Below are 26,624 nucleotides of genomic sequence, written 5' to 3' on the forward strand. Positions count from 1 at the left end.
TCCTGTGAATGACGACCGCGGTAGTGGGCGATCACGATGGAGAGAATCCTATACAACCATCGAATAGCTGATAAGTCGGTAAAAATGCATTAGTTTGTCCTACTGATGGAACAATGGATTTTCACATGCAAGATCTCAACGACCTGTTCTACTTTGCCCGCGTGGTCGAGGCTGGCGGCTTTGCCGCCGCCGGCCGCCAACTGGGTATCCCCAAATCGCGCCTGTCGCGGCGCATCGCCGAGCTGGAGGAGCGCCTGGGCACCCGCTTGCTGCAACGCACCACGCGCCAACTGAAGCTGACGGCGGTGGGCGAGCGCTATCTGCATCACTGCCAGGCCATGCTGCTGGAAGCGGAGATGGCTGATGAAGCCGTCGCCAGCATGACCAGTGAGCCACGCGGGCGCTTGCGAGTGTCATGCCCGGTGGCTTTGGCGCATGCCTTTTTACCGGAGGTGATCAGCCGTTTTCTGGAGTTGCACCCGCTGGTGCAGTTGGACATGGTCCTGCTCAATCGCCGGGTCGACCTGATTTCCGAAGGCATCGACGTGGCCCTGCGGGTGCGCGACCTGGGCGACGAGGACCCGGCCTTGGTCACCCGCCGCTTGCGCCAGGCGCAGATGCATCTGGTTGCCGCGCCAGGCTTTGCCGACGGTATCAGTGAGCCTTCGCAGCTGGCCAGCCTACCGGTGTTGGGCGCGGCCGAGGCTGATCGATTGGTGCATCTGCGCTTGTTTGGCCCTGGTGGGCGTCAGCAGGACCTGGCCTTGGAGCCGCGCCTGGCCATCGATGACTTTGTCGTACGCAAGGCCTCGGTGCTGGCCGGGCTGGGCTTCACAGCGCTGCCGAGCATGTACTGCGAAGAAGAGCTGGAGCGCGGTGAGTTGGTGCGCCTGTTGCCCGACTGGTCGCTGCCGGGCGGCTGGCTGCAGGCGGTGTACCCACACCGGCGGGGCGTGCTGCCGGCGGTGCGGGTGTGGATCGACCATCTGGCGGCCTCGTTCGAGGCCTGTGGAGAGCGCTATGTCTGAGCAACGCATGAGCCCTGAGCAGGTGGCCGAGTTTTGCCTGGGCCTGCCAGGAGCGCGAGAAGACTACAAGTGGGGTGGGATCCGGGTGTTCTCGGTGGCCGGCAACAAGATGTTTGCCGTGCTCGACCTGGCGGGTGCGGGGTTGTCGTTCAAGGTCGATGACGAGCTGTTCCTGGGGTATGTCGACCTCCCGGGCGTGCGCCCGGCTCCCTACCTGGCCAGGGCCCGCTGGATCAGCATGGCCCCGCCCTATCCCATGGGCCGAACCGCGCTGTGCGATCTGCTGCAGCGCTCCCACCAGTTGGTGGTGCAGCGCCTGCCCAAGCGATTGCGCCTTGGGCTGCTTATCTGAACAACGGCGCTACCGCCGCGCCTAGCCAGCGCCCTTGCAGCGCCAGATGATCGAACCAAAACAGCTGGTGCACGGCGACGATGGCCCAGAAGGTCAGCTGATAGGAGGTCTTGCGTGTCTTGTGCCGAAACAGCTGCTGGGCCAGCAAGGCGCCAGGCCAGCCGCCGCACAGTTCGCTGGCATGCAGGACCTTTTCCGGCGTGCGCCAGGCCTGGCTGCGGGCCTGCTGTTTGTCCTGCCAATAGAGCATGAGGCTGATCAAGCTCACGGCTGGATAGGCCGCCAATGGCAACCACGACTGCCCACTCCAGGCCATCTGCGCCGCACCCAGGCCAGGCAACAGGCACAGAACGGCGAGAATCAGTAGCTTCAGGCGTGCATGGCGCACGCCCTGTTCAGCGCCATTGCCGCGTCTGGCCGCAGTGTGCATACGCGCCATATCAGCCCTGCGCCGTCGCCCAGTCGACCCAGCCGAACTGCCAGGTCGCCAGGATGATCAGGCCAAAGACGATGCGGTACCAGGCGAAGGCCGCATAGCTGTGGTTGGCGATGAACTTGAGCAGCGCCCGCACGGCGATCATGGCGAAGATGAACGACACCACGAAACCGATGGCGAATACCGGCAGATCGGCAGGCTGGAACAGCTCCCGGTATTTGTAGCCCGAGTACACCGCAGCGCCCACCATGGTTGGCATGGCCAGGAAGAACGAGAACTCGGTCGCGGCCTTGCGCGACAAGCCAAACAGCAAACCGCCGATGATGGTCGAGCCGGAACGCGAAGTCCCTGGGATCATCGCCACACACTGCACCAGGCCGATCTTCAGCGCGTGGCTCCAGTGCATGTCATCGACATGGTCGACCTCGATACGATGCTCACGCCGCTCGGCCCAGAGCATGATCACCCCGCCCACGACCAAGGCGGCCGCCACGGTGATCGGGTTGAACAGGTACTCGTGGATGTAGTCGGCGAACAGCACGCCCAGCACCACTGCCGGCATGAACGCCACCAGCAGGTTGGCCGTGAAGCGTCGCGCCGGCGCTTGGCTGGACAGCCCCAGCACCACATCGAAGATCTTGCGGCGGAACTCCCACACCACCGCCAGGATCGCGCCCAGCTGGATGATGATGTTGAACGCCATGGCCCGCTCGCCACCAAAACCGATCAGGTCAGCGACGATGATCTGGTGCCCGGTACTGGAGATCGGCAGAAACTCTGTCAGTCCTTCGACGACGCCTAAGATGATTGCCTGAAAGGCACTCCAAAAATCCATCATTCCCCCGATGGGACGCAGCTCGTGGCACGCCCCTTGTTCTTGATTTGCTGGTGATTGCCGCACGCGGCCCGGCAGTTTTACAGCGACTGTCAGGCGCAATGCCAGTTGAATTGTTCCGGATGCCTAAAGGTTTCATCCAAAGCGGCCGAGATGCTATCAGAGCAGCCCGCCGAAGGCTCGCGCGCAAACATCATGGATTGTCCTGCCGGACACCTAGCCATTGGTCGACTGGGGGAGCAACGGCAAAGCATGCTTGGATGCATCTCAATAACAAGAACAACGCGGGAGTAGCTTATAAATGAAGACCTTGAGGTCGATGTCGATCAGCCGCCGCTTGTGGCTGATCCTGCTGGTGGCGGTGGCGATGTTGCTGGTACTGGGGCTGCTGATGCTGCGCCAGATCCATGCTGACCTGTACCGAGCCAAGGCCGAGAAGACCCACCATGTGGTCGAAACCGCAGCGGGGGTGCTGGCCTACTACCAAGGCCTGGAAGCCAACGGTACGCTCACCCGCGACGCCGCCCAGCAGCAAGCCCTGCAAGTGGTGCGCGGCCTGCGCTACGACCAGAACGACTACTTCTGGATCAACGACCTGGCGCCGAAGATGATCATGCACCCAGCCAACCCCAAGCTCGATGGCCAGGACCTGGCGGCCATCCGGGACCCGGATGGTTTTGCCGTGTTCAACGAAATGGTCGCCCTGGCTCGCAGCCAGGGCGCCGGGCCCGTCGACTACCGCTGGCCTAAGCCGGGTGCCAGCGAGCCGGTGGCCAAGACCTCATACATCCAGCTGTTCAAGCCTTGGGGGTGGATCATCGGTTCGGGGGTGTACGTCGATGACGTACAGGCCGAGTTCGCCCGCCAGGTTCGCGATGCCTGCCTGTTGGGCCTGGGTATCGCCCTGTTGATGGGGCTGCTGGTGATGCTGATCGCCCGTAGCATTGCCCGCCCGTTACAGGAAGCGGTACAGGCCATGGGCATTATCGCCAGTGGCGAAAGCGACCTGAGCCAGCGCCTGGACACCCATGGTCGCGACGAGATCACCCACCTTGGCGAGCACTTCAACCGCTTCAACGGCAAGCTGCAGGGGGTGGTTGGTCAATTGCAGGGCACCGCTCACGCCTTGGCCCAATCGGCCGGCCATGTCGGCGACAACGCCGGCCAAGCCCACGAGCGCAGCGCCCAGCAGTCGTTGCAGATGGATCAGGTGGCGACAGCGGTCAATGAGGTCACCTATGCCGTCCAGGACGTAGCCAAGAACGCCGAACAGGCAGCCAGCGAGATGCGCGCCGCGCAGGAGCAGGTCAGCCATGGCCAACAGGCGATTCACGGCAGCTTGGAGCAGATCGACCGGTTGTCTGCCACCATCGATCAAGCGGTCCAGGTCATTCGTGAACTGGCGGGGCACAGCAACAAGATCGGCGGCGTGCTAGAGGTGATTCGCTCGATTGCCGAGCAGACCAACCTGCTGGCCTTGAACGCCGCCATTGAAGCCGCTCGGGCCGGCGAGCAAGGCCGCGGCTTTGCCGTGGTAGCCGATGAAGTGCGCCTGCTGGCCCAGCGCACCGCGCAATCGACCGCCGAAATCCAGACCATGATCGAGCACCTGCAAGGCCAGTCGGAAGCGGCGGTGCGAGCCATTGACACCAGCAGCGAGGCGTCGCGCCAGACCGTCGAGCAAGCCCGTGAAGCAGGCACCAGCCTGGATGCCATCAGCCAGGTATTAAACAACCTCACGGCTCTGAACGCGTCCATCGCCAGTGCTACCTTGCAGCAGTCGCATGTGGTCGAAGAGATTAACCGCAATGTGACCGAGACAGCCGGACTGTCGCTGCAAACGGCCGAAGCGGCGCGGCAATCGACGGATTCGGGAATGGCGCTGGCACGCCTAAGCGAGGAACTGGAGCAGTTGTTGAAGCAGTTCAGGGTGTAACAGCGTCGGCAGAGGTCGCCGCTGCCGGCCTCTTCGCAGGCAAGCCGGCGCCTACAGGGTTGGTGTCGTTCGCAGCAATTGCGCGCGATACACCCTGTAGGTTTACCCGCGTCGTGGCCTGCACTGAGCGCTACTCCTGTCCGCCCCCACAGGCTACAATCGCGCCCTTTCCCTGCCGCCAAGGATCGCCGATGTCCGGCCTTGAACTGATCGCCGCCGTGCTCGGCGTCATTGCCGTGTGGCTCACCGTCAAGCAAAACCCTTGGTGCTGGCCAATCGGCCTGGTGATGGTGACCCTCTATGGCTGGTTCTTCTACGAGGTGAAGCTGTACTCGGGGATGCTCCTGCAGGCCACCTACGCCCTGCTGCAGCTCTATGGCTGGTGGCAATGGACACGCCCCGAGCGGGTCGAGGATGCCCGCCAGGTATCGCGCCTGGCGCGCCCACAGATACTCGCCGGGCTGGCCGTGGGCCTGCTGTTGAGTATGGCGCTAGGCGCTGCCATGGCGCATTGGACCGATGCCGCCCTGCCCTGGCTGGACGCTACCCTGACCGGTTTCAGCCTGGTCGCACAGGTGTGGATGGCACAAAAGCGCGTGCAATGCTGGCCGCTGTGGCTGGTGGTCGATGTGGTCTATGTCGGCCAATACCTGCACCAGCAGCTGTACTTCACCGCCGGACTGTTCGTCGTGCTCACCGTGATCGCGGTGCGTGGCTGGCTGGAGTGGCGCCGTGACCCGGCGCTGGGCAACGCATGAAGGTCCTGGTGCTGTGCGGGCCGGAGTCCAGCGGCAAGAGCTGGCTCAGCAGTGAGATCCAGGCGCACTTTGGTGGTGAACTGGTCGGCGAATACGTGCGTCATTTTATCGACGAGCAAGGGCGCGATACCTGCTACGCCGATATTCCGGCGATTGCTCGCGGTCAACTGGCCTGGGAAGACGCCGCGCGCGCCCATCAGCCTGAGTTGTTGATCCTCGACACCCACCTGTTGAGCAACCTGCTGTGGAGCCGGGCACTGTTCAACGATTGTCCGGCATGGATCGAGCAAGCACTGCTTGAACGCCACTACGATCTGCACCTGCTGCTCGACCCGCAGGGCGTCAGTTGGGTCGGTGATGGGCAGCGCTGCCAGCCCGATTTACGCGAACGCCAGGCGTTCTTCAGCGACAGCCATGCCTGGCTGCAGCGCCATCAGCAGCCGGTGCAGGTAATTGGCGGTGATTGGCCGCAGCGCAGCGCTGCCGTGCTCGCTGCGGTGCAGCGTTTACTGAACGGCAAAGCCGCAGCGTGCCCCACCGAGTGTTAAGCCGCTGATACATCTCACTGGGCCATAGTCCCCGCAGTTGGGCCTCCCTCGCCAGTTATGGGGCTAGTGTTAAGCCGGTGATACACCCCCGGCAAAGCCCGCTCAGGCACCGCCCGTGCTGGGCTGCGCGGGTATTTCAGGAAAAATTGTCTCAGCGCTGATACAGCAAAATCCCGGCGCGCCCCATTCCCCCGCACAAGCTGTTGATTGCACTGCAATAAGCAAAACCGGCACAGCTTCTGCTCTATTCCTCGCAACGCTGACTAGGACCAGCGCTCTGAAGAAGGAATTGCCATCGTGGGGAAATTCGATAAAGGCATCTATCGCCTGCTGCTGCTCAGTTGTGCCCTGGCGCCCAGTCTCAGTCTGCCAGTCCAAGCCGAAAACGGGGTGATCATCATCACGCGCGATGTGCAGCCGCGCAACGCCATGCGCCCACCGCTGATCCCCGATCCAAGCCCCGTCACCGTCAATACCAATCCCTCCGCTCACATTCTCAAGCAAACCAATGAGCTCAGCGATGGCGACTTTGCCGGTATCAGCAGCGGTTCTGGCATCAGCACCATGATCACCCAACAGACCAACAACCTGGGCGGCCAGATCAACAATCAGAACCAGTTGCCTAACCTGGCCGGTGGACGCGCTTCAGGCTCGGGCAATGGCATCTCCAACATGGTCAACTCGAACGTCCAGCGTGGCATGGGCGCGCTGAAGATCCTCGGCGGAGGCCAATGAGATGAAGCACACGCTGCTGATTCTGGCCAGCCTTTGCAGTGCATCGGCCTTTGCCCAAGGCCCCATCATCGACACCGCCACCATTGACCGTTCCGGTGCGCAATACCAGGGCAATCTTAGCGTCAACCAGGCGGCCGGCGACCTCCAGCAACAAGCCAACGCCCGAGCCTTCGCCATTGGCCATAACGCCAGCGCTACCACGCAAATTCGCCAACGCCTGCGCAGCGAGGTCGACCCTTCGCGCGATGCCAAGTCGAGCATCCAGGGCGATGCCTTCAGCAACGGCACTGGCGCGCTGGGCGTCAACCAGAGCGCGGGGGCCAGCAACCAGCAAGCCAACGCATTGCGCATCAGCATTAGTGCGCAACCGCAAACCATTGATGACAGCGTCCTGCTGCAACAGAACGTGGCGCTGATCAATAACTCCGATGCAACTGCCTCTGCACCCGGCTATCGCCAGATCACCACGAGTGACCAGGCCTTCACCGGTAGTCGTGGGGTGATCCAGTTGAATCAGAGCGCCGGGGTGGGAAACCGAACGGCCAACACCCTGAGCGTCCGGGTCGCGGACTGACCCACAGGTAATAACAACACTTAACCTAAAATAAAGTACGGAGAATCACCATGAAACCCTCGATGGCAATCAAGCCTCTGGTTTTCGCAATTGCTGCGATCATGGCTGTAGCTGTACAAGCTGACGATAGGCGTGGCAACGGCCACAACAATGGCCATAACAACGGCCACAACAACGGCAACAACAACCCTCGTCCGATCATCATCCCAATCAGCGCCACTGCCGAAGCTACCGATCGTCAAAGCAGTACCGGCAACCGCATCTGGAACGAAGGGACTGTCAACGAAGCTGAAATGAGCAGCTCCGCCGAAGGCGCCGCAGGCAACGTCGGGGTCAACGTGGCAGCCGGTAACGGCAACCAACAAGACAACGCCGCCGCCATCGCCAACGCGGCCTCCGACTCAAGCCTGGATAACAGCTTCGTGTTTGGCACCGCCACTGCCACTGCCGACGTCCGCCAGGTCAGCAACAACAACCGGGTCACCAACTGGTCCACCCAAAGCTCTGCGGTCATGAGCGGATCAGCCAGCGGCGCCAACGGCAACGTTGGTGTCAACATCGCCAGTGGCGACCTCAACCAACAGAAAAACACCATGGCCATTGCTAACACCAATGCGCCCATTGGCAACGCCGTGGCCACCGCTTCTGCCAACCAAAGTGGCCCTGGTCTGACCGTCAACAACTATGCCGATCGTGAAACCCGGCTAGATACGCTGACCCTGACCAAGACTTCGAGCGGCTCGTTCTCGCGCGAAGGCACCTTCGAGTCCAGCGACAATCGCAGCTCGTCTTCGAGCGGCAGTGTCAGCGGCTCGAAAAACTCGGCGTCCAGTGGCTCCAACAGCTGGAGTGCCAGCGGATCCAACAGCATGACTGCCAGCGGCTCCAACAGCATGACCGCCAGTGGGTCCAACAGCTCCAGCGCCAGCGGTTCAGGCAGCGCCAACGCCAGTGGTTCCAACAGCGCCAGTGCCAACGGTTCGGCTAGCGGCAGCGCCAGCTCGAGCTCTAGCGCTTCGCTGGACGCTACCTTGACCGTCGCAGCCGAGTCTACCCGGTCGACTACCGTCAACAACGGCTTTGGCGATCGCACTCGCAGCCAGAGTGCCAGCGGATCGCTTGACGCTTCGTTGAATGCGTCGATCGATACGTCGCATGAAAGCGCGTATGACGCTTCGTTCGAGAAGTCGTTCGACTCCTCGTTCGACAGGTCTCGTGACTACTCCTACGACAGGGCGCGTGACTCTTCGTACGACAAATCGCGCGATTCGTCGTACAACAAGGCACGTGACTCTTCGTACGATAAGTCTCGTGAGTCCTCGTACGACAAGACCGCCTCCAGCTCGTTCGAGAAGTCCTACGAGAAGGCCAACGAGTCTTCGAAAGACATTTCGAAGAGCTACAGCGAAGCCAACTCGTATGAGCTGAGCAACACCATCTCGTACCAAGTGTTGACTCCAATCGGCTGGGCTAACCCTGTGACCAACACTGCAACCCTGAGCGGTTCGGTGAATGGCGGCAGCGGCAACCTGGGCGTCAACGTGGCCTCGGGTGTCGGCAACCAGCAAAGCAACTCGCTGGCCATCTCCAACACCTCGTTCTAAGTACTGTGGCCTGAGGCCCCCTTCGGGGGGCCTTTTTCAGCATCCGCAGGGGGACGTCGAACATGCGCATTATCGCCTTGGCGCTGTTGCTTTGCCTGGCAAGCCAAGCAGAAGCCGCGCAAATGCCACTTTCGGTATTGCCGGGTGGCGCGGTGATATTCAAACCCATCCAGAGTGTGCGCGAACGCAAGTTCGCCGATCTGGTGCAACAGAAAACCGACTTCAGTTGTGGCGCCGCCGCGCTGGCGACCATCTTGCGCCAAGCCTATTGGCTGGACGTCGATGAACAGCAGATCATCGAAGGCATGCTGGCCAACGCCGATCAGGATCTGGTCCGCGTGCAGGGTTTTTCCATGCTCGACATGAAACGCTACGTGGAAACCCTCGGCATGCGCGCCCGCGGCTACCGGGTAGCCGTCGACACCTTGCACAGTATCCGCATTCCCGTCGTGGTCCTGATGGACATCCGCGGCTACAAGCATTTTGTGGTCATGCAAAAAGTCGACAACGGCTGGGTGTATATCGGTGATCCGGTACTGGGTCACAAGCGCTTCAAAGTCGAAGATTTCATCAAAGGCTGGAACGGCATCATCTTTGCCATCATCGGCCAGGGGTACGACAAGAGCAATGCCTTGCTCGACCCGCCCATTCCGCTGACCGTCAAAGGTCGCATCAACAACTTCACCCCGGTGCAAGACGCAGAGTTGATGGATTTCGGATTCATCCAAAGCGACTTCTTCTAATAATGACAAGGGAGCACCACGCTCCGGGAGCATCCAATGAAGACTTCAACCTGGCTAGCCGTGGTGTGCCTGGCCGCCAGCCTGCCGCTCCAGGCGGAGACGTTCAAACCCATTGAGCTGAAGGATCAGGAGCTGGCCAACTTGCGCGGGCGCTATGTCATGCCAGGGCGGATCATCAGTTTCGGGGTTGTCATGACCAGCACCTGGCAAAATGCCAACGGCGAAGTGATTGGCGCCACCTCGTCGATGCAAATCCAGCAATCGACCATCAAGCCGCAGTTCTACGTGTCGATGATCAACCAAAAAGGCAGCGGCACACCGCGTGGCCAAGGCCCCGGCACGGGCAGCGTAACCGGCGGCAAGGGGCTCAATAGCACCGAGGGCGTGACCCAGATCGTGCGGGCTGCCGGCGACCATAACCTGGCCTACAACGGCGTTGATATCAATGTCAGCAAAGGCAACAAAGCGCCCACCACGCAGCCCCAGGGCGAGGCCTTGGCCGCTGGCAGCAAAGTACTCGGAGCCAATGCTGCAGGCGCGCTGAGCGTGTCCTCGAGCGGCACCGGCGTGCAACTGAACATCAATGCCAACAATAACCAGGGCAGCACCTTCCAACGCCTGGGCCAGGGTGGGCTGATGCAGAACACCACGTTGCTCGGCGCCGGCAATCAGGTCAGAAACCTCACTTCGCTCAATGTCGTGCTGCGTGACAACGTCTCGGCAGCCGGGTCGGTGAGCGGCAACCTAGACCAGCTCAAAGGCCTTCGTACTCTCGGATTCTGATCTACGCTCTGTCTCATCAAATGTAGTCAGAAGGGACGGCTAACCCATGCACCGATCGTTAACCTTCAGAGCTATCGTCTGTTTGGGTAGCCTGACTCCAGCCGCATTGCTCTATGCAGCACCCGACCCTCAAGTCGAAGCCCTAAAACAAGAACTGATGGAGTTGAAACAACGTTACGAAGCCCAGCAACACGCGCTGATGGTGCTTGAACAGCGCGTTCGCCAGGTTGAGGAAGCACCCGCAACCCCTGCACCCAAGCGCCTGACCAAATCCCCTGCCGAAACCGTACGGGGCGGCCAGAGCGTTGCCGCAGGCGCGCCAGGTACTAGCGGCAGCTCATACGGCCAATCGCTCAAGGAAGATTCCGAACCTGCGCAAAGTGTATCGAACCTGTATGACGAGGCCAGTGGCTTCTTCGGCGGCGGCAAGTTCAGCGTCGAAACCGGCCTGACCTACACCCACTACGATACCCGAGCCTTGGTGCTCAATGGTTTCCTGGCGCTGGACTCGATATTCCTGGGCAATATCAACCTTGACCGGATCAAGGCCGATAACTGGACCTTGGACCTGACGGCCCGCTACAACCTCGATCAGCGCTGGCAATTCGACGTCAACGTACCGGTGGTCTACCGCGAATCCACCTACTCATCTGGCGGCGCCGGTGGCGCAGGCCCAGTTACCTCCGATGCCACCGTCACCCGCGACCCGACCATTGGCGATGTCAACTTCGGGGTCGCCTATAAATTCCTCGATGAGTCGGAAAACTGGCCCGATGCGGTGGCCACCCTGCGGGTCAAGGCGCCTACCGGCAAAGACCCCTATGGCATCAAGCTGGTCAACGACCCGACCAACGATAACCTGTCGGTGCCTGAAAGCCTGCCGACCGGCAATGGCGTCTGGTCGATCACCCCGGGTATCTCGCTGGTCAAGACCTTCGACCCGGCGGTGCTGTTTGCCAGCTTGTCCTACACCTACAACATGCAGGACTCGTTCAGCGACATCAGCCCGCAGGTCAACAGTAAAGTCGCAGGGGACGTGAAGCTCGGTGACTCTTGGCAGATCGGCGCCGGTATTGCCTTTGCCTTGAACGAAAAAATGAGTATGTCGTTCTCGGTGTCCGACCAATTTGCCACCAAGAGCAAGATCAAACCCGATGGCGGCGACTGGCAGGACGTGCCCAACAGCGACTACAACGCGGCAAACTTCAACATCGGCATGACCTTCGCCGCAACCGACAACCTGACCATCGTGCCCAACCTCTCGATTGGCCTGACCGACGACTCGCCAGACTTCTCCTTCAGCCTGAAATTCCCTTATTACTTCTGAGTTTGCCGAACGTACGGACCTGCTTGGCGGGTCCGTCTTTTGGTAACCAGGCTTGTAGCCAACCGCTTTCCTGACCCTGGCCTGTTATCATCGAGCACGGATGTGTGACGTTTTAATGGCAATAAGGAAAGTTTGCGTGAAAAACCTGTTCGGCCACCCGCGGACCCGGCTTGTCGCCCTGGCGACCCTGGTGCTAGTGCTTCCACTGGGTGCGCGTGCCCTGCTGGGCTGGTCCAACCCGCTCGGCTACTTGTCGGACCTCGCCCTGGGCAGCCTGCTGGTGCTGCTGCTGTTGCGTCGTCCATGGTGGCTGGCCTTGCCGGTGCTGCTGGCATGGGCTGCGCTGTGGGTGGCCTCGGCCGAGCTGGTGAGCGCGGTGGGCCGACTGCCGAACAGTGCCGACCTGGGTTATCTGTTCGACCCGCAGTTCATGGAAAACTCCACCGGCGGCGGCTTGGCCCACCCCTGGCTGCCAGCCGTGCTCGGCGCAGGCCTGCTGGCGTGGCTGATCAGCGCCTGGCGCAGCCGGGCACAGCCGCTAGCCGCGCTACCGCGCATGGCGCTGGCGGTACCGCTCATGCTGTTCGGCCTGCATTGGGCGAGCCAGCACCTGGCCCCTTCCGACGCCGACCAGTGGCGTCAGTACAACCTCTCGCACCAACTGTTGTCGGCCGGGGTGGGCAACCTGCAGCGCCAGGCTCAGGGCTGGCTGGGCCAGACTCAGGCAGTTACCCCTTTACCCAGTGTTGGCCTGACCCAGTCTGACCTCAGCGGCCAGAAACTGTTGGCCACCCCCGGACAGGCGCGCAACCTGCTGGTAATTACCCTCGAAGGCATTCCCGGCGCCTATGTGCAAGCCAACCGTGAGGCCCTCGATAGCCGCTTCGACGAAGCGTTGATGCCCAAGCTCAGCCGGTGGGCCGAGCGCGGCATGAACACCCCCGACTACGTGCTGCACACCCATCAGACCATCCGCGGCCTGTATGCCATGCTCTGCGGCGACTACGACAAATTGGCCAACGGCACCCCCAAGGGTGTCGAACTGCTCACCCAGAACCAGCGCAACCAGGCCTGCCTGCCCGCGCAGCTACGTCAGGCGGGGTTCACCACCCACTACCTGCAAGGCGCCGGGCTGCGCTTCATGGCCAAGGACCGCATCATGCCGCACATCGGCTTTGACTCGGTGCATGGCCTGGAGTGGTTCAGCAACGCCAACTACCTGGAGTTCCCCTGGGGCAAGGATGACCGCGCCTTCTTCGAAGGTGCACTGGACTACATCGGTCAACTCGGCAAGCAGGATCAACCCTGGATGTTGACCCTGCTGACCGTTGGCACCCACCAGCCCTACTCGGCACCCGAGCAGTACTTGCAACGCTACGACACCCCCAAACAAGCGGCGGTCGCCTATCTGGATGACGCCATTGGTGCGTTCCTCGATAGCCTGGAGCGCCAGGGCGTGCTCAAGGACACCCTGGTAGTGGTCACCTCCGATGAGTCCCACGGCATCGATGGCGTGCGCCTGGCCTCGTCCTGGGGCTTCAACCTCACCCTGGCCCCGGAGCAGGCCGAACTCCCACGAGTCAAACGTGGCACCTATGGCCATATCGACCTGGCCGCCTCCTTGCTCGACTACTTCGCCCTGCCAATCCCCGATGCGCTGGGCGGGCGCTCGCTGTACCGAAACTATGACAGCGGCCGGGAAATGATCGCCTACACCAATGGCATGCTGCGCTACCACAACGGCCAGGGAGTATTTACCGAATGCGATTTCCAGCAGCGCTGTCGCCACTACGCCAGCGAGGGCTTCATTGCCGACCAGGCCAAGTACCTCGGCCCTGGGCAAGCTGCCGTCGGCGAGCAGATCAGCGCCCTGGCCGGCGTCCTCGATCAGTCGCTGTTGCGCACACCGCTTAACCTGCGTTACCAGTTCGGCGGGCCCTCGCCGATCCAATTGCAGGCACGCATTCACGATGACTGGGCGGACAACCTGATTGGCGCGCAGTACCTGGAAATGCCTGAAGGCTCGCATACCCGCGTGCGGGTGAAGGTGCGTTCACTTGACCCGCAGCGCACTGCGCACATCCAGCTCAAGGCCAAGGAACTGGAACAGGATGTGCCGCTGGGCTTGCCGGATGAAATCCTGGTCACTGCCGATCAGCCGCTGGACATGGAGTTCAGCTTCGACAACCCCAACATGCGCAAGGCGTTCTCCTTCCATCTGCTGGGCTATGGTGGCGGTGAGGTCGAGGTGAGTGACTTCAGCGTGATTACCGCGTTGCCTGGGGATGAAGAGCCAGCCGAAGAGCGCTCAGATGGGCATATCGCGCAGTCCAGTTGACCGATCAGCTCTGTTGAGTCAGTGCCGGCCAGGCGCCAGGCACTGACATACCTAGCGAATCTGGTGTTTGTGCAGCAGGCGATAGAACGTCGGCCGCGAAACGCCCAACACCTTCGCCGCGATACTCAGGTTATCACTGTGCCGGTTAAGCACATCGCACAGTGCCTGGCGCTCGGCACGGTGCTTGTAATCCTCCAGTGTGCCCAGCGGCTGATCTTCCTGCTCGACCACTTGCAAACCCAGGTCCTGCGCTTCGATCTGCCGCCCCTCTGCCAGGACCAAGCCACGCCGCACCCGATTGGCCAGCTCACGCACATTACCCGGCCAGTCGTGCCGGCCCATGGCGGCCAAGGCATTGTCACTGAAAGTGCGCGGCCTGCGTCCGGTCTCCAGGCTATAGAAGTGCGAGAAATGGTTGGCCAGCATCGACAGGTCACCATGCCGATCACGCAGGGGGGCGGTCACCACCTGCAACACGTTGAGCCGGTAGTACAGGTCTTCGCGAAAACGCCCATGCTCGATGGCCTTCTCAAGGTCCACGTGGGTCGCCGCCAACACCCGCACATCGACCGGAATCGGCTGGCTACCACCGACCCGTTCAATGTGCTTTTCCTGTAGAAAGCGCAGCAGATTTGCCTGCAACTCCAACGGCAGATCGCCCACCTCGTCAAGGAACAGCGTGCCGTCATGGGCTGCCTCGATCCGGCCTAGCTTGCGCTGGTGAGCGCCGGTAAACGCGCCCTTCTCATGCCCGAACAGTTCGGACTGGATCAGGTGTTCAGGGATGGCCCCGCAGTTGATCGCGATAAACGGCTTTTCGCGCCGATGTGACTGGCGATGCAGCGTACGCGCCACCAGCTCCTTGCCGGTGCCGCTTTCTCCACGAATCAGCACAGGTGATTCGGTGGGCGCCAACTTGCCGAGCAACTTGCGCAGCTCACGAATTGGCCGGCTCTCGCCGAGCAATTCGTGCTCAGGCTCGTCTACCTTGATTGCGCCTTTACCGCGCAGGCGCGCCATGCCGAAAGCGCGCCCCAGGGTCACCTGCACCCGGGAGACGTCAAATGGCAGGGTATGGAAGTCAAAAAACCACTCGCAGACGAAGTCGCCCACGTTCTGCATGCGCAGCTCCTCGGCGCTGAGCACTGCGATCCATTCGGTATTACTGCGCTTGATCATGTCCTTGACCGCCTCGGGATGGCGCAGATGCGAGGCCTGCAAGCGCAGCAAACCGACATCACAGGGGTGCTCCAGTGCCGAGCCCAGGGTGCAGCCGTGAACATCCCAGCCGGCGCTACGCAAGCCAGGCAATAGACGGAGGCAGTCGTCGCAAGGGTCGACGATCAACAAGCGGCGTTGCGGTGCGGGTTCGAGCATGACCGTTCCTTGGCGCCAATGATTGGTTTTTTTCGTAGAAACAGTAAGTTGCAGCGCCCGAATTAACAGTAGCAACGAAAGCGTCAGAACCCCCTACCGTTTGTCTGCCAGTTAACGGCATGTTCTAGCCGTACGGGAATTTTATTTAGTTGTCGGCGTCACACGCCGGATAGCCCGCCGCTAAAACCAAGCGCGGATAAAAAATTTCAACTGCCATGTGACTTCAACCCGGCCCCGGAGCATCAGTACCATTAACCCCGCGCTGCGTAACTTAACTTTTCAGCCTCGCGGACTTACTTTCGCTGTTTGGGACCAAAGAGAGACCGAACCATGAATGCCCCGCTCCGTGTCAACGAAGCACTGCTGATCGCCGACCACGCCTTCGAACCGTTCCAGTGCGTAGCCTGGGATGCACCTAACGGTACTGGTGAGCTGAGCCTGGCAGTGATCGACCGGACCAGCACGCGTATCGGCGCCAAGCAAGTCTCCTCACGTATTTACTCCGACCCTGCCCAATGGGCCAGCTTGATCGAAGAAGTACGCGCCGAGCTGTGTGAAAAAGGTTATGACCTGCAACCCTGGTCGATGCCCAAGTAAGCCTACTTCGCCTGTAAGTGCGTGTTAAACCATGCACTTACAGCAACTTCCATCGACTAACTTCTGCGCGTGCGACATTGGGTCGCACAACAGCGAGTTATATCAATTCAGTCGTTTTAACTGGTCGATATGTTGATAGTCGGCCTGCAGCTGCGTGGCCAACACGTGCGCACGCCCCAGCCGCACTGGCGCCAATTCCATGTCGACCAGGCAGGTCGCACAGGGCATTGGCAGTACTGGCTGCCAGTGCTGCAGACGCCCATCGGTAAACACCAGGCAGCGCTGCAACTCGTGAGGATGGCGTTTACGCCGTAGCTGCAACCAGTCCCGTGCCTGCTCCAGCCCCGTGATCAATGGCGTACCACCCCCGGCGCCCAGTGCGTGTAGCCATGACTGCAGCGCCGCCGAGGCCTTCAGGCCATGCCGTTGCCATTGCGGGCCACGGCCACTGGCGGTGAGCAAGGCTAGCCGGGCGCGCTGGCGGTAAGCTTGATCGAACAACTGCGCCAACAACCCCTTGGTCTGAGCCAACGCCTGATGGCGCCGGGTCGAAGCCGACGCATCGACAATCACCAACCACAGCTCTGGCTGCTGGGCCTGACGCTGCTGCCAGGCCAAGTCCTGACGCAGGCGGGGCTTGCCTTTGAGCAGGGTCGGTAACCAGGCGACCCGCCCAGATGCGGCACTGCGACCCCGTCCACGCGGGGCGCCTGTCAATTTGCCGACGCGGGGTCTGGCATCCGCCGCCGCAGCGTTGGGCTGGCGGATGCTCAGGGCTTTTTTGCCCAGTTCGGCACCTCGCGCCGCGGGCCAGCTGCCACCGGTTGTGGCGGTAGCGCCCCCCAGTCACCCTGCCCGCCCTCAGATTTGCTATCGGCACCGCCAGCAGCAGGCGCTGCACTCGGCGGATTGGCCGCCGGCGCTTCTCGCCGACGATGGCGCAGGGCGAATTCTGCAACAGCGTCGACATCCTGCTCTTCGATAGCCTCACTGCCGCGCCAGGCAGCATGGGCACGCGCCGCGCGCAACCAGACCAGGTCAGCGCGCAGGCCATCCACTCCCGCAGCAAAACAACGCTCGGTAATCCAGGCCAAGGCTTGGTCGTCCAAGGCAATCTGCTCAAGCCGCTGGCGAGCGTTCTGGCAACGCTCGCGCAGCTGCGCCTGAGCGCTTGCCCACTGGGTGCAGAAGGCCTGCGGATCGCTGTCGAACGCCAGGCGCCGACGAATGATCTGTTGACGCGCCGCAGGCTCGGGCAGGCCATCGAGGGAAACATTCAAGCCGAAGCGGTCGAGCAATTGCGGACGCAGTTCACCCTCCTCCGGGTTCATCGTGCCGATCAGCACGAAACGGGCGTCGTGCCGATGGGAGATGCCGTCGCGCTCGATACGGTTGGTGCCGCTGGCGGCAACATCCAGCAGCAGGTCCACCAGAGGATCAGGCAGCAGATTGACCTCATCGACGTACAACACGCCGCCATTGGCATGGGCCAGCACCCCTGGGGAAAACTGGGCTTTGCCCTGCCCCAGTGCGGCATCCAGATCCAAGGTGCCGACCAAGCGCTCTTCAGTCGCCCCCAGCGGCAAGGTGACGAACGGCGGGCTGTGCTCGGCATTGCCCAGCAAGTCGGCCAGGCCACGGGCCAAGGTACTTTTGGCCATGCCACGCGGGCCTTCGATCAGCACGCCGCCAATCTTGGGGTCGATCGCGGTCAGGCACAGGGCCAGTTTGAGTGGCTCGGCGCCGACTACGGCGGCCAGGGGAAATTGCACGGGTTCAGTCATTTAACGAATCTTCCTCGCCCTCGAGCAGGTGCTCTTCGAGCGCTTCGCGGTACGCGCCCGGCTCTTGCCAGAGGCCCCGTTGCTGGGCTTCGAGCAGACGCTCGGTGAGGTCGCGCAGGGCTTCTGGGTTGTGCTCACGCATGAAGTCACGGGTCGCTGGATCGAGCACATAGGCCTCGGCCAGCGACTGATAATGATGGTCGTCGATCAGGTGTGTGGTGGCGTCGAAGGCGAACAGGTTGTCCACCGTGGCGGCCAATTCGAAGGCGCCCTTGTAGCCATGGCGCTTGGCGCCGTCGATCCACTTTGGGTTCAGCGCGCGGGCACGGATCACCCGGTTCAGCTCTTCCTTGAGGGTGCGGATGCGCGGCCGATCGACCTGGCTGTGATCGCCGTGATAGCTGGCCACTGTCGAGCCGGCCAAGGTCTCGGCCGCTGCCAGCATGCCGCCCTGGAACTGGTAGTAGTCATTGGAGTCAAGCAGGTCGTGCTCGTGGTTGTCCTGGTTCTGCAACACGGCCTGGACCTGGCCCAGGCGTGTGGCGAACTGGGCGCGGGCCGGGGTGCCCTCGTCAGCGCCACCATAGGCATAGCCACCATGGTTGAGATAAACCTCGGCCAGGTCTTCGCGGCCCTGCCACAAGCGCCCGTCGATGGCATTCTGCACCCCGGCACCATAAGCACCAGGCTTGGCCCCGAACACCCGCCAACCGGCCTGTCGCGCCGCCTGTTCGGCGTCAAGGCCTTGTGTCTGCAAGGCTTCTCGCTCCGCTCGCACGCGCGCCGCCAGGGGGTTGAGGTCGGCGGGCTCATCGAGCGCTGCCACCGCCTGCACCGCGGCATCGAACAGGCGGATCAGGTTGCCGAACGCATCACGGAAGAACCCGGAGACCCGCAAGGTTACGTCCACCCGTGGCCGGTCCAGCAGGCTCAAGGGCAGGATTTCGAAATCATCGACCCGCTGACTGCCGGTGGCCCAGACCGGACGCACACCCATCAAGGCCATGGCCTGGGCAATATCATCACCGCCGGTACGCATGGTGGCCGTGCCCCAGACCGACAGCCCCAGCTGGCGCAGGTGATCGCCGTGCTCCTGCAGGTGCCGCTCCAGAATCAGGTTGGCCGAGGCGAAGCCCAGCCGCCAGGCCGTAGTGGTGGGCAGGTTGCGCACATCCACCGTGTAGAAGTTGCGCCCGGTGGGCAGCACGTCCAGGCGCCCGCGGCTGGGCGCGCCGCTGGGGCCTGCTGGCACGAAGCGGCCTGCAAGCGCCGCGAGCAGGCCGTCAAGCTCCGCCGCGCCACAGGCGTCGAGGTTCGGCGCTACCGAGTCGACCAGCTCGCGCAGTACCTCGTTGACCCCTTGCCATTGCGCATCAGCGTCAAGCGTCAGTTGCCCCGCCAGCGCCTGCTCGATCAGCGCCAGGGCCAGATGTTCGAGCCGCTCACGGGTATCACCCTGGGTACGCCATGGGTTTTCACCGAGCGCCTGCAACAGCGGCGGCCGTGGCCCTTGCCAGGCCAGGCCAAGATCGCAGTCCAGCGGATCGAAGCCCAACGCCAGGGCTTGGGCCAAGGCGCGGATCAGGCTGGCATTGCCGCCCTTGCCATCGCCTCGGGCGACCCGCAGCAACGCCAACAGGGTATCAATGCGCAAACGCCCCTCGGGCGACTGGCCGAACACATGCAGGCCATCGCGAATCTGCGACTCCTTCAAGTCGCACAGGTAGGTGTCAAGGCGTGGCAACCAGACGGCGGCGTCATCCAGCTGGCCTTCTAGCTGCAACTCACGGTCGATGTGGTTGGCTTTGAGCAACTCGAGGATGTCCCGCTGCAGCTCACGCGCCCGGCGTGGGTCGAGCAACTGGGCTTCGTAGTATTCGTCGGCCAATTGCTCCAAATGACGCAACGGGCCATAGGTTTCGGCGCGGGTCAGCGGCGGCATCAGGTGGTCGATGATCACTGCCTGGGTCCGGCGCTTGGCCTGGGCGCCCTCACCCGGGTCATTGACGATGAATGGATAGATGTTCGGCAGCGGCCCCAGCAGCGCATCCGGCCAGCACTGCGCGGACAAGCCGACGCCCTTGCCAGGCAGCCATTCGAGGTTGCCATGCTTGCCGACATGGATCACCGCGTCGGCTGCATAGACATGGCGCAACCAGAAATGGAACGCCAGGTAGCCGTGCGGCGGGACCAGGTCGGGGTCGTGATACACCGCGCTCGGATCGACCTGATAACCACGCGCAGGCTGGATCCCGACGAAGGTCAGGCCGAAACGCAAACCCGCTACCATCAGCCGTCCGCTGCGGAACATGGGGTCTTGTTCCGGTGGCCCCCAACGTTCGAGCACCGCCTGCTGATTGGCCTCGGGCAAGCGGGCGAACGCCTGCTGGTAATCGGCCAGGCTCAAGCTCTGTGCGCAAGGGCGTTGGTCGAGGTGATCCAGGTCGTTGGTGACACCGCCCAACAGCTGATGAATCAGCGCGGTGCCCGTTTCAGGCAATTCCCCTAGCGGATAGCCCTCGGCCCGCAGCGCCTGCAAGATGTTCAGCGCAGCCCCCGGCGTATCCAGGCCTACGCCATTGCCAATGCGCCCGTCGCGGGTTGGGTAGTTGGCCAGCACCAGGGCAACGCGTTTCTGCCCATTGGGCAAGCGCGCCAGTTCAACCCAGCGCCTGGCCAGTTCGGCAACGAAGTCCATCCGCTCCGGATGGGCGCGGTAGCAGACCACATCCGCTTGGCTGCGCTCGCTGCGCCAGGCCAAGTCCTTGAAGCTGACCGGGCGGGTGATGATCCGCCCATCGAGTTCCGGCAAGGCAATGTGCATGGCCAAATCGCGCGCGCCCAGGCCCTGCTCGCTGGTTTCCCAGCCCTGCTGGTTGTCCTGGGCGCAGATGGCTTGCAACACCGGCACATCCCGGCGTAACGGCCGCAGGTTGGGCTGCTCGGGGCTGGACAAGGCGAAACCGGTGGTATTGATCACCACTTCGGCCTCGACCTCATCCATCCAGGCCTCGACCTGATCGAGGCAGCCGCGCTCTTTAAGGCTGGCGACCGCGATCGGTAGCGGATTCAGGCCCGCGGCCTGCAAGCGCTGGCAAAATACGTCAATGAAGGCGGTATTGGCCGCCTGCAAATGTGAGCGATAAAACAGCAGCGGCGCCACCGGCTGGAGCGGGTCCCAATCGGCGAACCAGTCGCTTGGCTGGGCACTGGCCTTGTGCGGGTGGTAGACCGCGGTGCGCGGCAGCGGCTGCGGCTCGTCCCAGGAGTAATTACGCCCAAGCCACAGGTTGGCCAGGCAATTGAACAGGTTCAGCGCATTGGCCTTACCGCCCTGGCGCAAATAGTGCCAAAGCCGTTCGGCGTGTGCTGCCGGCACTGTGCTCAGGTCGGTCAACTGCGGGTCGGGACGATCATCGCCGGGCACCAGGATCAGTTGCACGCCGCGACTGGCCAGCTCGACCAACTGTTCGACCCCGTAGCGCCAATAACCCACCCCACCGTGCAGCGATAGCAGAATCACCTTGGCGTGGCGCAGCACCTGGTCGACATACAGATCGACCGAGGCATGGTTCTGTACCTGCATAGGGTTGGCCAGGCGCACGCTGGGGTAGTCGCCGGGCAACTGCTCGACGGTGTCCGCCAGCAGCGCCAGGTGCGAATCACCGCTGCAGAGAATCACCAGCTCGGCCGGGGTCTGGCCGAGGTCGGCGATGCTGTCGTCCGGCACGAAGCCGCCGGGCTGGGTCCGCAGCAAGTGCATGGGTCAGGCGCCCAGGGCCTGGCGCAGGCGCGCTTCGAGCTCAGCGGCGTGCAAATCCTGGCCAATCAGCACCAGGCGGGTGATGCGCAGTTCATCGGCACGCCAGGCGCGGTCGAAGTGTTTGTCGAAACGGGTGCCGACACCTTGGATCAGCAGGCGCATCGGCTTGCCGGGGATCGCCGCGAAGCCCTTGGCGCGCAGGATGCCGAACTCGACCACCAGTTGGGTCAGGGCGTCGAGCAGCAGGCTTTCGTCAGCCTCGGGCAAGTCGATGGAGATGGAATCGAAGGCATCGTGGTCGTGATCGTCATGATCGCCGTCGTCGTGGTGCGAATCGTGGTGAGTACGACGCCCATCGATGTGCGCTTCAGACTCTGCCCCCACGCCCAACAGCACCTCAAGTGGCAGACGACCACTGCTCGCCTCGATCACTTTGACGGCCGCTGGCAACTCCTCGGCGACCTCGGCGCGAACCTTGGCCAAGCCTTCGGCGTCGATCAGGTCGGCCTTGTTCAGCACTACCAGGTCGGCGCTGGCCAACTGGTCGGCGAACAGTTCATGCAGTGGTGATTCGTGGTCCAGGTTGGGGTCGAGCTTGCGCTGGGCATCCACCTGGTCTGGGTAGGCGGCGAAGGTGCCAGCCGCGACGGCCGGGCTGTCGACCACCGTGATCACCGCGTCGACCGTGCAGGCGTTGCGGATTTCTGGCCACTGGAAGGCTTGCACCAATGGCTTGGGCAGGGCCAGACCGCTGGTTTCGATGAGAATGTGGTCAAGGTCGCCACGGCGCGCCACCAGCTCGCGCATCACCGGGAAGAACTCCTCCTGTACAGTGCAGCACAGGCAGCCGTTGGCCAGCTCGTAGACGCGGCCGCTGGCTTCTTCTTCGGTGCAGCCAATGCTGCATTGCTTGAGAATCTCGCCGTCGATGCCCAGCTCGCCGAATTCGTTGACGATAACGGCAATGCGCCGGCCTTGGGCGTTGTCGAGCATGTGCCGCAGCAAGGTAGTCTTGCCCGAGCCGAGGAAGCCGGTGACGATGGTGACGGGAAGCTTGGCCAGTGTTTTCATGTCTCGATGCCCTTGGCAGGATGGCGCGGGCATGCAGGACGAAAGCCTCAGGCCGATTGGCCAGGCTCGTTCGCCACCGGATCACCCCGCCCGGATTAAAAGTCGAAATCGCTACGAGGCAGGTCTCCTGGCTCGCACCGCTCCGGCGCCAGGCCGGTTGGATGACGCCTTCCCGCGCCGGGGCGCAGTGGCTGTGTCGATCCTGTTCAGTGCTTACAGTTGCGGGGGCAGCCGCGGCTTGTACCGCGTTCCCGTCTTAGCTGCGCCTACAGGCGCAGAACCTCGAAGCGGCAAGGCTACGCATCACGGCTATAAGCTGCAAGTAGATACGCACCTGGATCCCGTGGGAGCGGGCTTGCCCCGCGATGAGGCCAGAACAAACGACATCCAGTCGTCCTTCAATACACCAAAAAACAGCCGACTTTGCCAGCCATCGCATCGCTTACAGCTTGTAGCCTGAAGCTCAGGTGTGGTTTGCTAACGGCTTGCGTTCAGGTGCCCCCACGGGGGTGAAACGGGAAACCGGTGCGTCGTAGGCTCTTCATCCATGCCCACGACAAGGCCGGTGCTGCCCCCGCAACGGTAAGCGAGGAAGCGTCTTGACCACTGTGCCGAGTTGTCTGGCATGGGAAGGTGACGCCTCTGCTGGAGCCCTGCTCCACCTCGCAAGCCCGGAGACCGGCCTGCCTACGTAGCAATGAACACCCCGCGGTGGGCGGGCGCTGTCGCATGTCCCTGGACGAATCACGTCCGGGGCTGCCGCGCTTGCCCGTTGCCTATAACAAGCAGAGGAAAGCGTCATGCCCATCACCAGCGCCAAGCACAGTATCGCCACCCCCATCAGCCTCAGCCAGCGCGTGATCATTGCCGCCGGCGCCAGCCTGCTCGGCCTGTGCCTGATCTACTTTGCCGGTTTCTCGCACATCGAAGCGGTGCACAACGCTGCCCACGACACCCGCCACAGCGCCGCCTTTCCTTGCCACTGAGTAGCCTCGCATGATCAAGCGCATTGCCCGTACCGCCGGCTTCAGCGGCCTGCTTGCAGCCCTGTTGCTGACCCTGCTGCAAAGCGTGTGGGTCAGCCCGCTGATTCTTCAAGCGGAAACCTTCGAAACCGCAGCACCTGCCGAGCAGCATGAGCATGCCGGCGAAGCGCACGCACCTCATGAACATAGCGCCGAAGCCTGGGCGCCTGAGGATGGCTGGCAGCGCGTGCTGTCGACCACGGGCGGCAACCTGGTGGTCGCGGTCGGATTCGCGCTGATTCTGGCCGCGCTGTATAGCCTGCGCGAACCCAATCGGGTGAGCACCGGCGCATTGTGGGGCCTGGCCGGTTTCGCGGTGTTCTGCCTGGCGCCGACCCTGGGCCTGCCACCTGAGTTGCCGGGCACCGCTGCGGCCGATCTTGGCCAGCGCCAGGCCTGGTGGATTGGCACTGCCGCCGCCACTGCCACGGGCCTGGCGCTGATCGTGTTCGCCCAGCACTGGCTGCTCAAACTGGTGGGTGTGCTGCTGTTGGTGGTGCCACACGTGATCGGCGCGCCGCAGCCAGAGGTTCATCAAAGCCTCGCCCCTGAGGCGCTGGAAACCCAGTTCAAGATCGCCTCCTGGCTGACCAACGCAGCGTTCTGGGTGGCCCTGGGCCTGCTCAGCGCCTGGTTGTTCCGCCGCTCCCGCCAGGCCTGATGCCTAGCGCCACTGCCCTGCCGGTGCTGTATGCCGGCTTTGGCTGTCGCCAGGGCTGCTCGCGGCAGAACCTTGAAACCCTGCTGCGCCTAGGCCTGGCACAGCTGCAACTGCCGCTGAGTGCAGTGCAGGGCATCGCCAGCATCGAGCTGAAAGCCGACGAGGCTGGCCTGGCTGACTTGGCCAGGCAACTCGCGCTGCCTTTGCGGGTGTTCACCCCCGTGCAGCTGCAACGCTTCGAAGCGCAACTGTCCCATCGTTCCGCTGCAGCCTTCACCCACAGCGGCTGCTGGGGCGTTGCCGAAAGTAGCGCCCTGGCCCTGGCTGCCCAGGCCCATGGCGCTGCGCGACTGGTACTTGCCCGGCAGATTCTCGGCGGCGCTACCCTCGCCTTCGCCAGTGGCCGATAATCGCGCCTATTTCATCTGCAAGGATTTTCCATGACGGTCTACTTCATCGGCGCCGGCCCCGGCGACCCGGAACTGATCACGGTCAAAGGCCAGCGCCTGATCCGCCAGTGCCCGGTGATCATCTACGCCGGCTCCTTGGTACCGGCCGCCGTGCTCGAAGGCCACCGCGCCGAAACACTGATCAACAGCGCCGAGCTGCACTTGGAGCAGATCATCAGCGCCATCCGTACAGCCCATGCCAAAGGCCAGGATGTGGCCCGCGTGCACAGCGGCGATCCAAGTCTGTATGGGGCCATTGGCGAGCAGATCCGCTGCCTGCGCGAGCTGGGCATCGACTACCAGATCATCCCGGGCGTCACCGCCACCGCCGCCAGCGCCGCCCTGCTTGGCTGCGAACTGACCTTGCCCGGGGTCGCCCAGACCGTGATCCTCACCCGCTACGGCGACCGCTCACCGATGCCCGCTGGCGAGCAACTGGCGGACCTGGCCCGGCACGGCAGCACCTTGGCCATCCACCTGGGCGTCAAGCACTTGCCACGGATCGTCGCCGAGCTGCTGCCGCACTATGGCCCCGACTGCCCGATTGCCGTGATTCATCGGGCCTCCTGGCCAGATCAGGACTGGGTCCAGGGCACGTTGCAGGACATCGTCGAACGCGCCTCGGCCAAGGACTTCCGGCGCACCGCGCTGATCCTGGTTGGCCATGTGCTGGGCGATGCCCCCTTCAGCGACTCGGCCCTGTACCGGGCCGGCCATGCCCACCTGTATCGTCCTGGCAACTGAGCGTTGCCAGGCGCGCGGCTGGCGTAGCAGACTGCGGTCTACCTCTCGCCCACCGGAGTCATGCCCATGCTCGAGCTACGCCCCAACTGCGAATGCTGCGATGTCGACTTGCCCGCAGAAAGCACCCAGGCGCTGATTTGCTCATTCGAATGCACCTTCTGCCAGGCCTGCGCCGAGCAGCGTTTTCAGGGGCGCTGCCCAAATTGCTCGGGCCAGCTGCTGGCCAGGCCCAGCCGGGTCGGCACGGCGCTGAGTAATAATCCCGCTTCGACGCAACGCATCGTAAAACCGCACCCCGCCTGCGCCTGATCCCTACACGCTCCGGTGAGCCAAATCGCTTGCCGGGGCGTGCAAAACCGCTCTTTTTTGTAGGCTTTTTCAACAGACCCTCCGCGTTTTTTCAACGCACCTATACTCGCCATTACCAAGGATTCTGAATCGACGTATCTTGCGCGCTGCCGGGCAGGCCCTACAGACGTATTCCTGGGTGATTCAGGAAACGGACTAAATTTCCGACAGGAGTTTCCCAATGACAACCGTGCTGATGGTCGATGACCACCCAACCGTAAGGATGGCCGTACGCATGTTGCTGGAGCGTGAACGTTTCCAGGTGATCGGTGAGGCCGGCAACGGCATTGAAGCGGTACAACAAGCGCGCAAACTCTCGCCCCAAGTGGTGATTCTCGACATCGGCCTGCCGGGCCTGGACGGCATGGAAGTGATCAAGCGTTTGCAGTTGCTGGAACCTGCGCCAAAAATTCTGGTGCTGACCGGACAACCCGCCGATCTCTACGTACGCCGCTGCCTGGATGCAGGCATCGCCGCCTTCGTCAACAAGGATGAAGACACCGAATCCTTGGTGTTCGCCCTCAAGGCACTGGTCAAGGGTTATTCGACCTTTCCGCAGATGTCGGTCAACAGCAACTCGCTGGAAAACGAAAACGTGCGCCTGGGCAGCCTATCCAACCGAGAGATGGAAGTTCTGCGTCGTTTGAGCCGAGGCGAAAACAACAAGTCGATCGGCGAACGCATGAACCTCAGTGCCAAGACCATCAGTACCTACCGCGGAAGGATCATGGAAAAGCTCAAATCCGAATCGCTGGTTGAGATGGTCGACCTTGCCAAGCGCAATAACGTCAACTGAACCTGCGCACAT

At 62.5% G+C, this 26,624-nt stretch carries 26 protein-coding genes, 1 pseudogene and 2 riboswitches; of the genes and pseudogenes, 20 read left to right on the plus strand and 7 right to left on the minus strand.

Annotation, left to right across the window (positions count from 1 at the left end; translation table 11 throughout):
- Positions 1–125 precede the first annotated feature (125 nt).
- Together AAZU54_RS09755 and AAZU54_RS09760 are read left to right on the plus strand one after the other, a co-directional pair.
- A complete protein-coding gene (locus AAZU54_RS09755; protein WP_186554340.1) occupies positions 126–1,028 on the plus strand; it encodes a LysR substrate-binding domain-containing protein in 903 nt (300 codons plus the stop codon).
- Complete coding sequence (locus tag AAZU54_RS09760) at positions 1,021–1,380, plus strand: MmcQ/YjbR family DNA-binding protein (protein WP_186554339.1); 360 nt, start codon at positions 1,021–1,023, stop codon at positions 1,378–1,380. Before AAZU54_RS09755 ends, AAZU54_RS09760 begins: the two co-directional genes overlap by 8 nt.
- Here the strand turns inward: AAZU54_RS09760 and AAZU54_RS09765 are convergent.
- Both AAZU54_RS09765 and AAZU54_RS09770 read right to left on the minus strand, forming a co-directional pair.
- Positions 1,373–1,810, minus strand: coding sequence for a DUF1294 domain-containing protein (locus AAZU54_RS09765; RefSeq protein ID WP_405129528.1), 438 nt, complete (start codon positions 1,808–1,810; stop codon positions 1,373–1,375). The two genes, AAZU54_RS09760 and AAZU54_RS09765, sit on opposite strands and share 8 nt — an antisense overlap.
- 10 nt (positions 1,811–1,820) lie before the next feature.
- Positions 1,821–2,651 carry an undecaprenyl-diphosphate phosphatase gene (locus tag AAZU54_RS09770; protein WP_186554337.1) on the minus strand — a complete coding sequence of 277 codons (831 nt, stop codon included), beginning with the start codon at positions 2,649–2,651 and terminating at the stop codon, positions 1,821–1,823.
- 391 nt (positions 2,652–3,042) lie between these two features.
- On the opposite strand from AAZU54_RS09770, the pseudogene AAZU54_RS09775 reads away from it, so the two are divergent.
- The 11 genes and pseudogenes from AAZU54_RS09775 to AAZU54_RS09825 form a co-directional block, all read left to right on the plus strand.
- A pseudogene (locus tag AAZU54_RS09775) lies at positions 3,043–3,714 on the plus strand (cache domain-containing protein); the annotation flags it as partial.
- Between the two features lie 138 nt (positions 3,715–3,852).
- Positions 3,853–4,587 (plus strand): methyl-accepting chemotaxis protein, encoded by a 735-nt coding sequence (locus AAZU54_RS09780; protein WP_434727121.1) that lies wholly within the window; start codon positions 3,853–3,855, stop codon positions 4,585–4,587.
- Positions 4,588–4,778: 191 nt separating this feature from the next.
- Positions 4,779–5,345, plus strand: coding sequence for a nicotinamide riboside transporter PnuC (pnuC, locus tag AAZU54_RS09785; protein ID WP_186554335.1), 567 nt, complete (start codon positions 4,779–4,781; stop codon positions 5,343–5,345).
- Entirely contained in the window at positions 5,342–5,893 is a 552-nt protein-coding gene (locus tag AAZU54_RS09790) for an AAA family ATPase (RefSeq protein ID WP_186554334.1), read from the plus strand. The genes pnuC and AAZU54_RS09790 overlap by 4 nt, the downstream gene beginning before the upstream one ends.
- A 297-nt stretch (positions 5,894–6,190) precedes the next feature.
- Positions 6,191–6,628 (plus strand): hypothetical protein, encoded by a 438-nt coding sequence (locus AAZU54_RS09795; RefSeq protein WP_186554333.1) that lies wholly within the window; start codon positions 6,191–6,193, stop codon positions 6,626–6,628.
- A gap of 1 nt (position 6,629) precedes the next feature.
- Positions 6,630–7,202: an adhesin gene (locus AAZU54_RS09800; RefSeq protein ID WP_264232611.1), complete on the plus strand. Its 573-nt coding sequence runs from the start codon at positions 6,630–6,632 to the stop codon at positions 7,200–7,202.
- A gap of 50 nt (positions 7,203–7,252) precedes the next feature.
- On the plus strand, positions 7,253–8,806 hold the full coding sequence (locus tag AAZU54_RS09805; protein WP_434727086.1) for a heme utilization protein: 1,554 nt from the start codon (positions 7,253–7,255) through the stop codon (positions 8,804–8,806).
- 62 nt (positions 8,807–8,868) lie between these two features.
- A complete protein-coding gene (locus AAZU54_RS09810; protein WP_186554330.1) occupies positions 8,869–9,549 on the plus strand; it encodes a C39 family peptidase in 681 nt (226 codons plus the stop codon).
- A gap of 36 nt (positions 9,550–9,585) precedes the next feature.
- Positions 9,586–10,332, plus strand: coding sequence for a hypothetical protein (locus AAZU54_RS09815; protein WP_186554329.1), 747 nt, complete (start codon positions 9,586–9,588; stop codon positions 10,330–10,332).
- A 46-nt stretch (positions 10,333–10,378) separates the two neighbouring features.
- Positions 10,379–11,659, plus strand: a complete 1,281-nt coding sequence (locus AAZU54_RS09820; RefSeq protein WP_186554328.1) for a hypothetical protein — start codon at positions 10,379–10,381, stop codon at positions 11,657–11,659.
- A 136-nt stretch (positions 11,660–11,795) separates the two neighbouring features.
- On the plus strand, positions 11,796–13,997 hold the full coding sequence (locus tag AAZU54_RS09825; RefSeq protein WP_434727087.1) for an LTA synthase family protein: 2,202 nt from the start codon (positions 11,796–11,798) through the stop codon (positions 13,995–13,997).
- Between the two features lie 51 nt (positions 13,998–14,048).
- On the opposite strand, the gene AAZU54_RS09830 is transcribed toward AAZU54_RS09825, so the two are convergent.
- Positions 14,049–15,374 carry a sigma-54 dependent transcriptional regulator gene (locus tag AAZU54_RS09830; RefSeq protein WP_186554326.1) on the minus strand — a complete coding sequence of 442 codons (1,326 nt, stop codon included), beginning with the start codon at positions 15,372–15,374 and terminating at the stop codon, positions 14,049–14,051.
- 330 nt (positions 15,375–15,704) lie between these two features.
- On the opposite strand from AAZU54_RS09830, the gene AAZU54_RS09835 reads away from it, so the two are divergent.
- Positions 15,705–15,971, plus strand: coding sequence for a hypothetical protein (locus AAZU54_RS09835; protein WP_003247923.1), 267 nt, complete (start codon positions 15,705–15,707; stop codon positions 15,969–15,971).
- 102 nt (positions 15,972–16,073) lie between these two features.
- Here AAZU54_RS09835 and AAZU54_RS09840 read toward each other — a convergent pair whose 3' ends face one another.
- From AAZU54_RS09840 to cobW, 4 genes are read right to left on the minus strand one after another with little or no spacing between them, the layout of a single operon-like run.
- The gene (locus tag AAZU54_RS09840) at positions 16,074–16,688 is read right to left on the minus strand and encodes a vWA domain-containing protein (protein ID WP_434727088.1); all 615 of its coding nucleotides are present in this window, start codon (positions 16,686–16,688) and stop codon (positions 16,074–16,076) included.
- Between the two features lie 53 nt (positions 16,689–16,741).
- Complete coding sequence (locus tag AAZU54_RS09845; protein WP_186554325.1) at positions 16,742–17,755, minus strand: ATP-binding protein; 1,014 nt, start codon at positions 17,753–17,755, stop codon at positions 16,742–16,744.
- Entirely contained in the window at positions 17,748–21,518 is a 3,771-nt protein-coding gene (gene cobN, locus AAZU54_RS09850; protein WP_434727089.1) for a cobaltochelatase subunit CobN, read from the minus strand. Before cobN ends, AAZU54_RS09845 begins: the two co-directional genes overlap by 8 nt.
- 3 nt (positions 21,519–21,521) lie before the next feature.
- Positions 21,522–22,589, minus strand: coding sequence for a cobalamin biosynthesis protein CobW (cobW, locus tag AAZU54_RS09855; protein WP_186554323.1), 1,068 nt, complete (start codon positions 22,587–22,589; stop codon positions 21,522–21,524).
- 100 nt (positions 22,590–22,689) lie between these two features.
- A riboswitch (cobalamin riboswitch) is annotated at positions 22,690–22,889 on the minus strand.
- Positions 22,890–23,065: 176 nt separating this feature from the next.
- Positions 23,066–23,290: riboswitch (cobalamin riboswitch) on the plus strand.
- A gap of 99 nt (positions 23,291–23,389) precedes the next feature.
- Here cobW and AAZU54_RS09860 point away from each other — a divergent pair.
- The 6 genes from AAZU54_RS09860 (at position 23,390) to AAZU54_RS09885 (ending at position 26,612) form a co-directional block, all read left to right on the plus strand.
- Entirely contained in the window at positions 23,390–23,575 is a 186-nt protein-coding gene (locus AAZU54_RS09860; protein ID WP_186554322.1) for a CbtB domain-containing protein, read from the plus strand.
- 10 nt (positions 23,576–23,585) lie between these two features.
- Positions 23,586–24,275, plus strand: coding sequence for a CbtA family protein (locus tag AAZU54_RS09865; protein ID WP_186554321.1), 690 nt, complete (start codon positions 23,586–23,588; stop codon positions 24,273–24,275).
- 17 nt (positions 24,276–24,292) lie between these two features.
- On the plus strand, positions 24,293–24,685 hold the full coding sequence (locus AAZU54_RS09870) for a cobalamin biosynthesis protein (protein WP_186554603.1): 393 nt from the start codon (positions 24,293–24,295) through the stop codon (positions 24,683–24,685).
- Positions 24,686–24,715: 30 nt separating this feature from the next.
- Positions 24,716–25,468: a precorrin-4 C(11)-methyltransferase gene (gene cobM / locus AAZU54_RS09875; RefSeq protein WP_312153719.1), complete on the plus strand. Its 753-nt coding sequence runs from the start codon at positions 24,716–24,718 to the stop codon at positions 25,466–25,468.
- A 66-nt stretch (positions 25,469–25,534) separates the two neighbouring features.
- The gene (locus AAZU54_RS09880; RefSeq protein ID WP_264232596.1) at positions 25,535–25,777 is read left to right on the plus strand and encodes a DUF1272 domain-containing protein; all 243 of its coding nucleotides are present in this window, start codon (positions 25,535–25,537) and stop codon (positions 25,775–25,777) included.
- Positions 25,778–25,997: 220 nt separating this feature from the next.
- Positions 25,998–26,612 carry a response regulator transcription factor gene (locus AAZU54_RS09885; RefSeq protein WP_186554318.1) on the plus strand — a complete coding sequence of 205 codons (615 nt, stop codon included), beginning with the start codon at positions 25,998–26,000 and terminating at the stop codon, positions 26,610–26,612.
- The last annotated feature ends 12 nt before the right edge of the window (positions 26,613–26,624 follow it).

The sequence above is a fragment of the Pseudomonas sp. Je.1.5.c genome, assembly GCF_051129895.1.
Taxonomy (GTDB): domain Bacteria; phylum Pseudomonadota; class Gammaproteobacteria; order Pseudomonadales; family Pseudomonadaceae; genus Aquipseudomonas; species Aquipseudomonas urmiensis.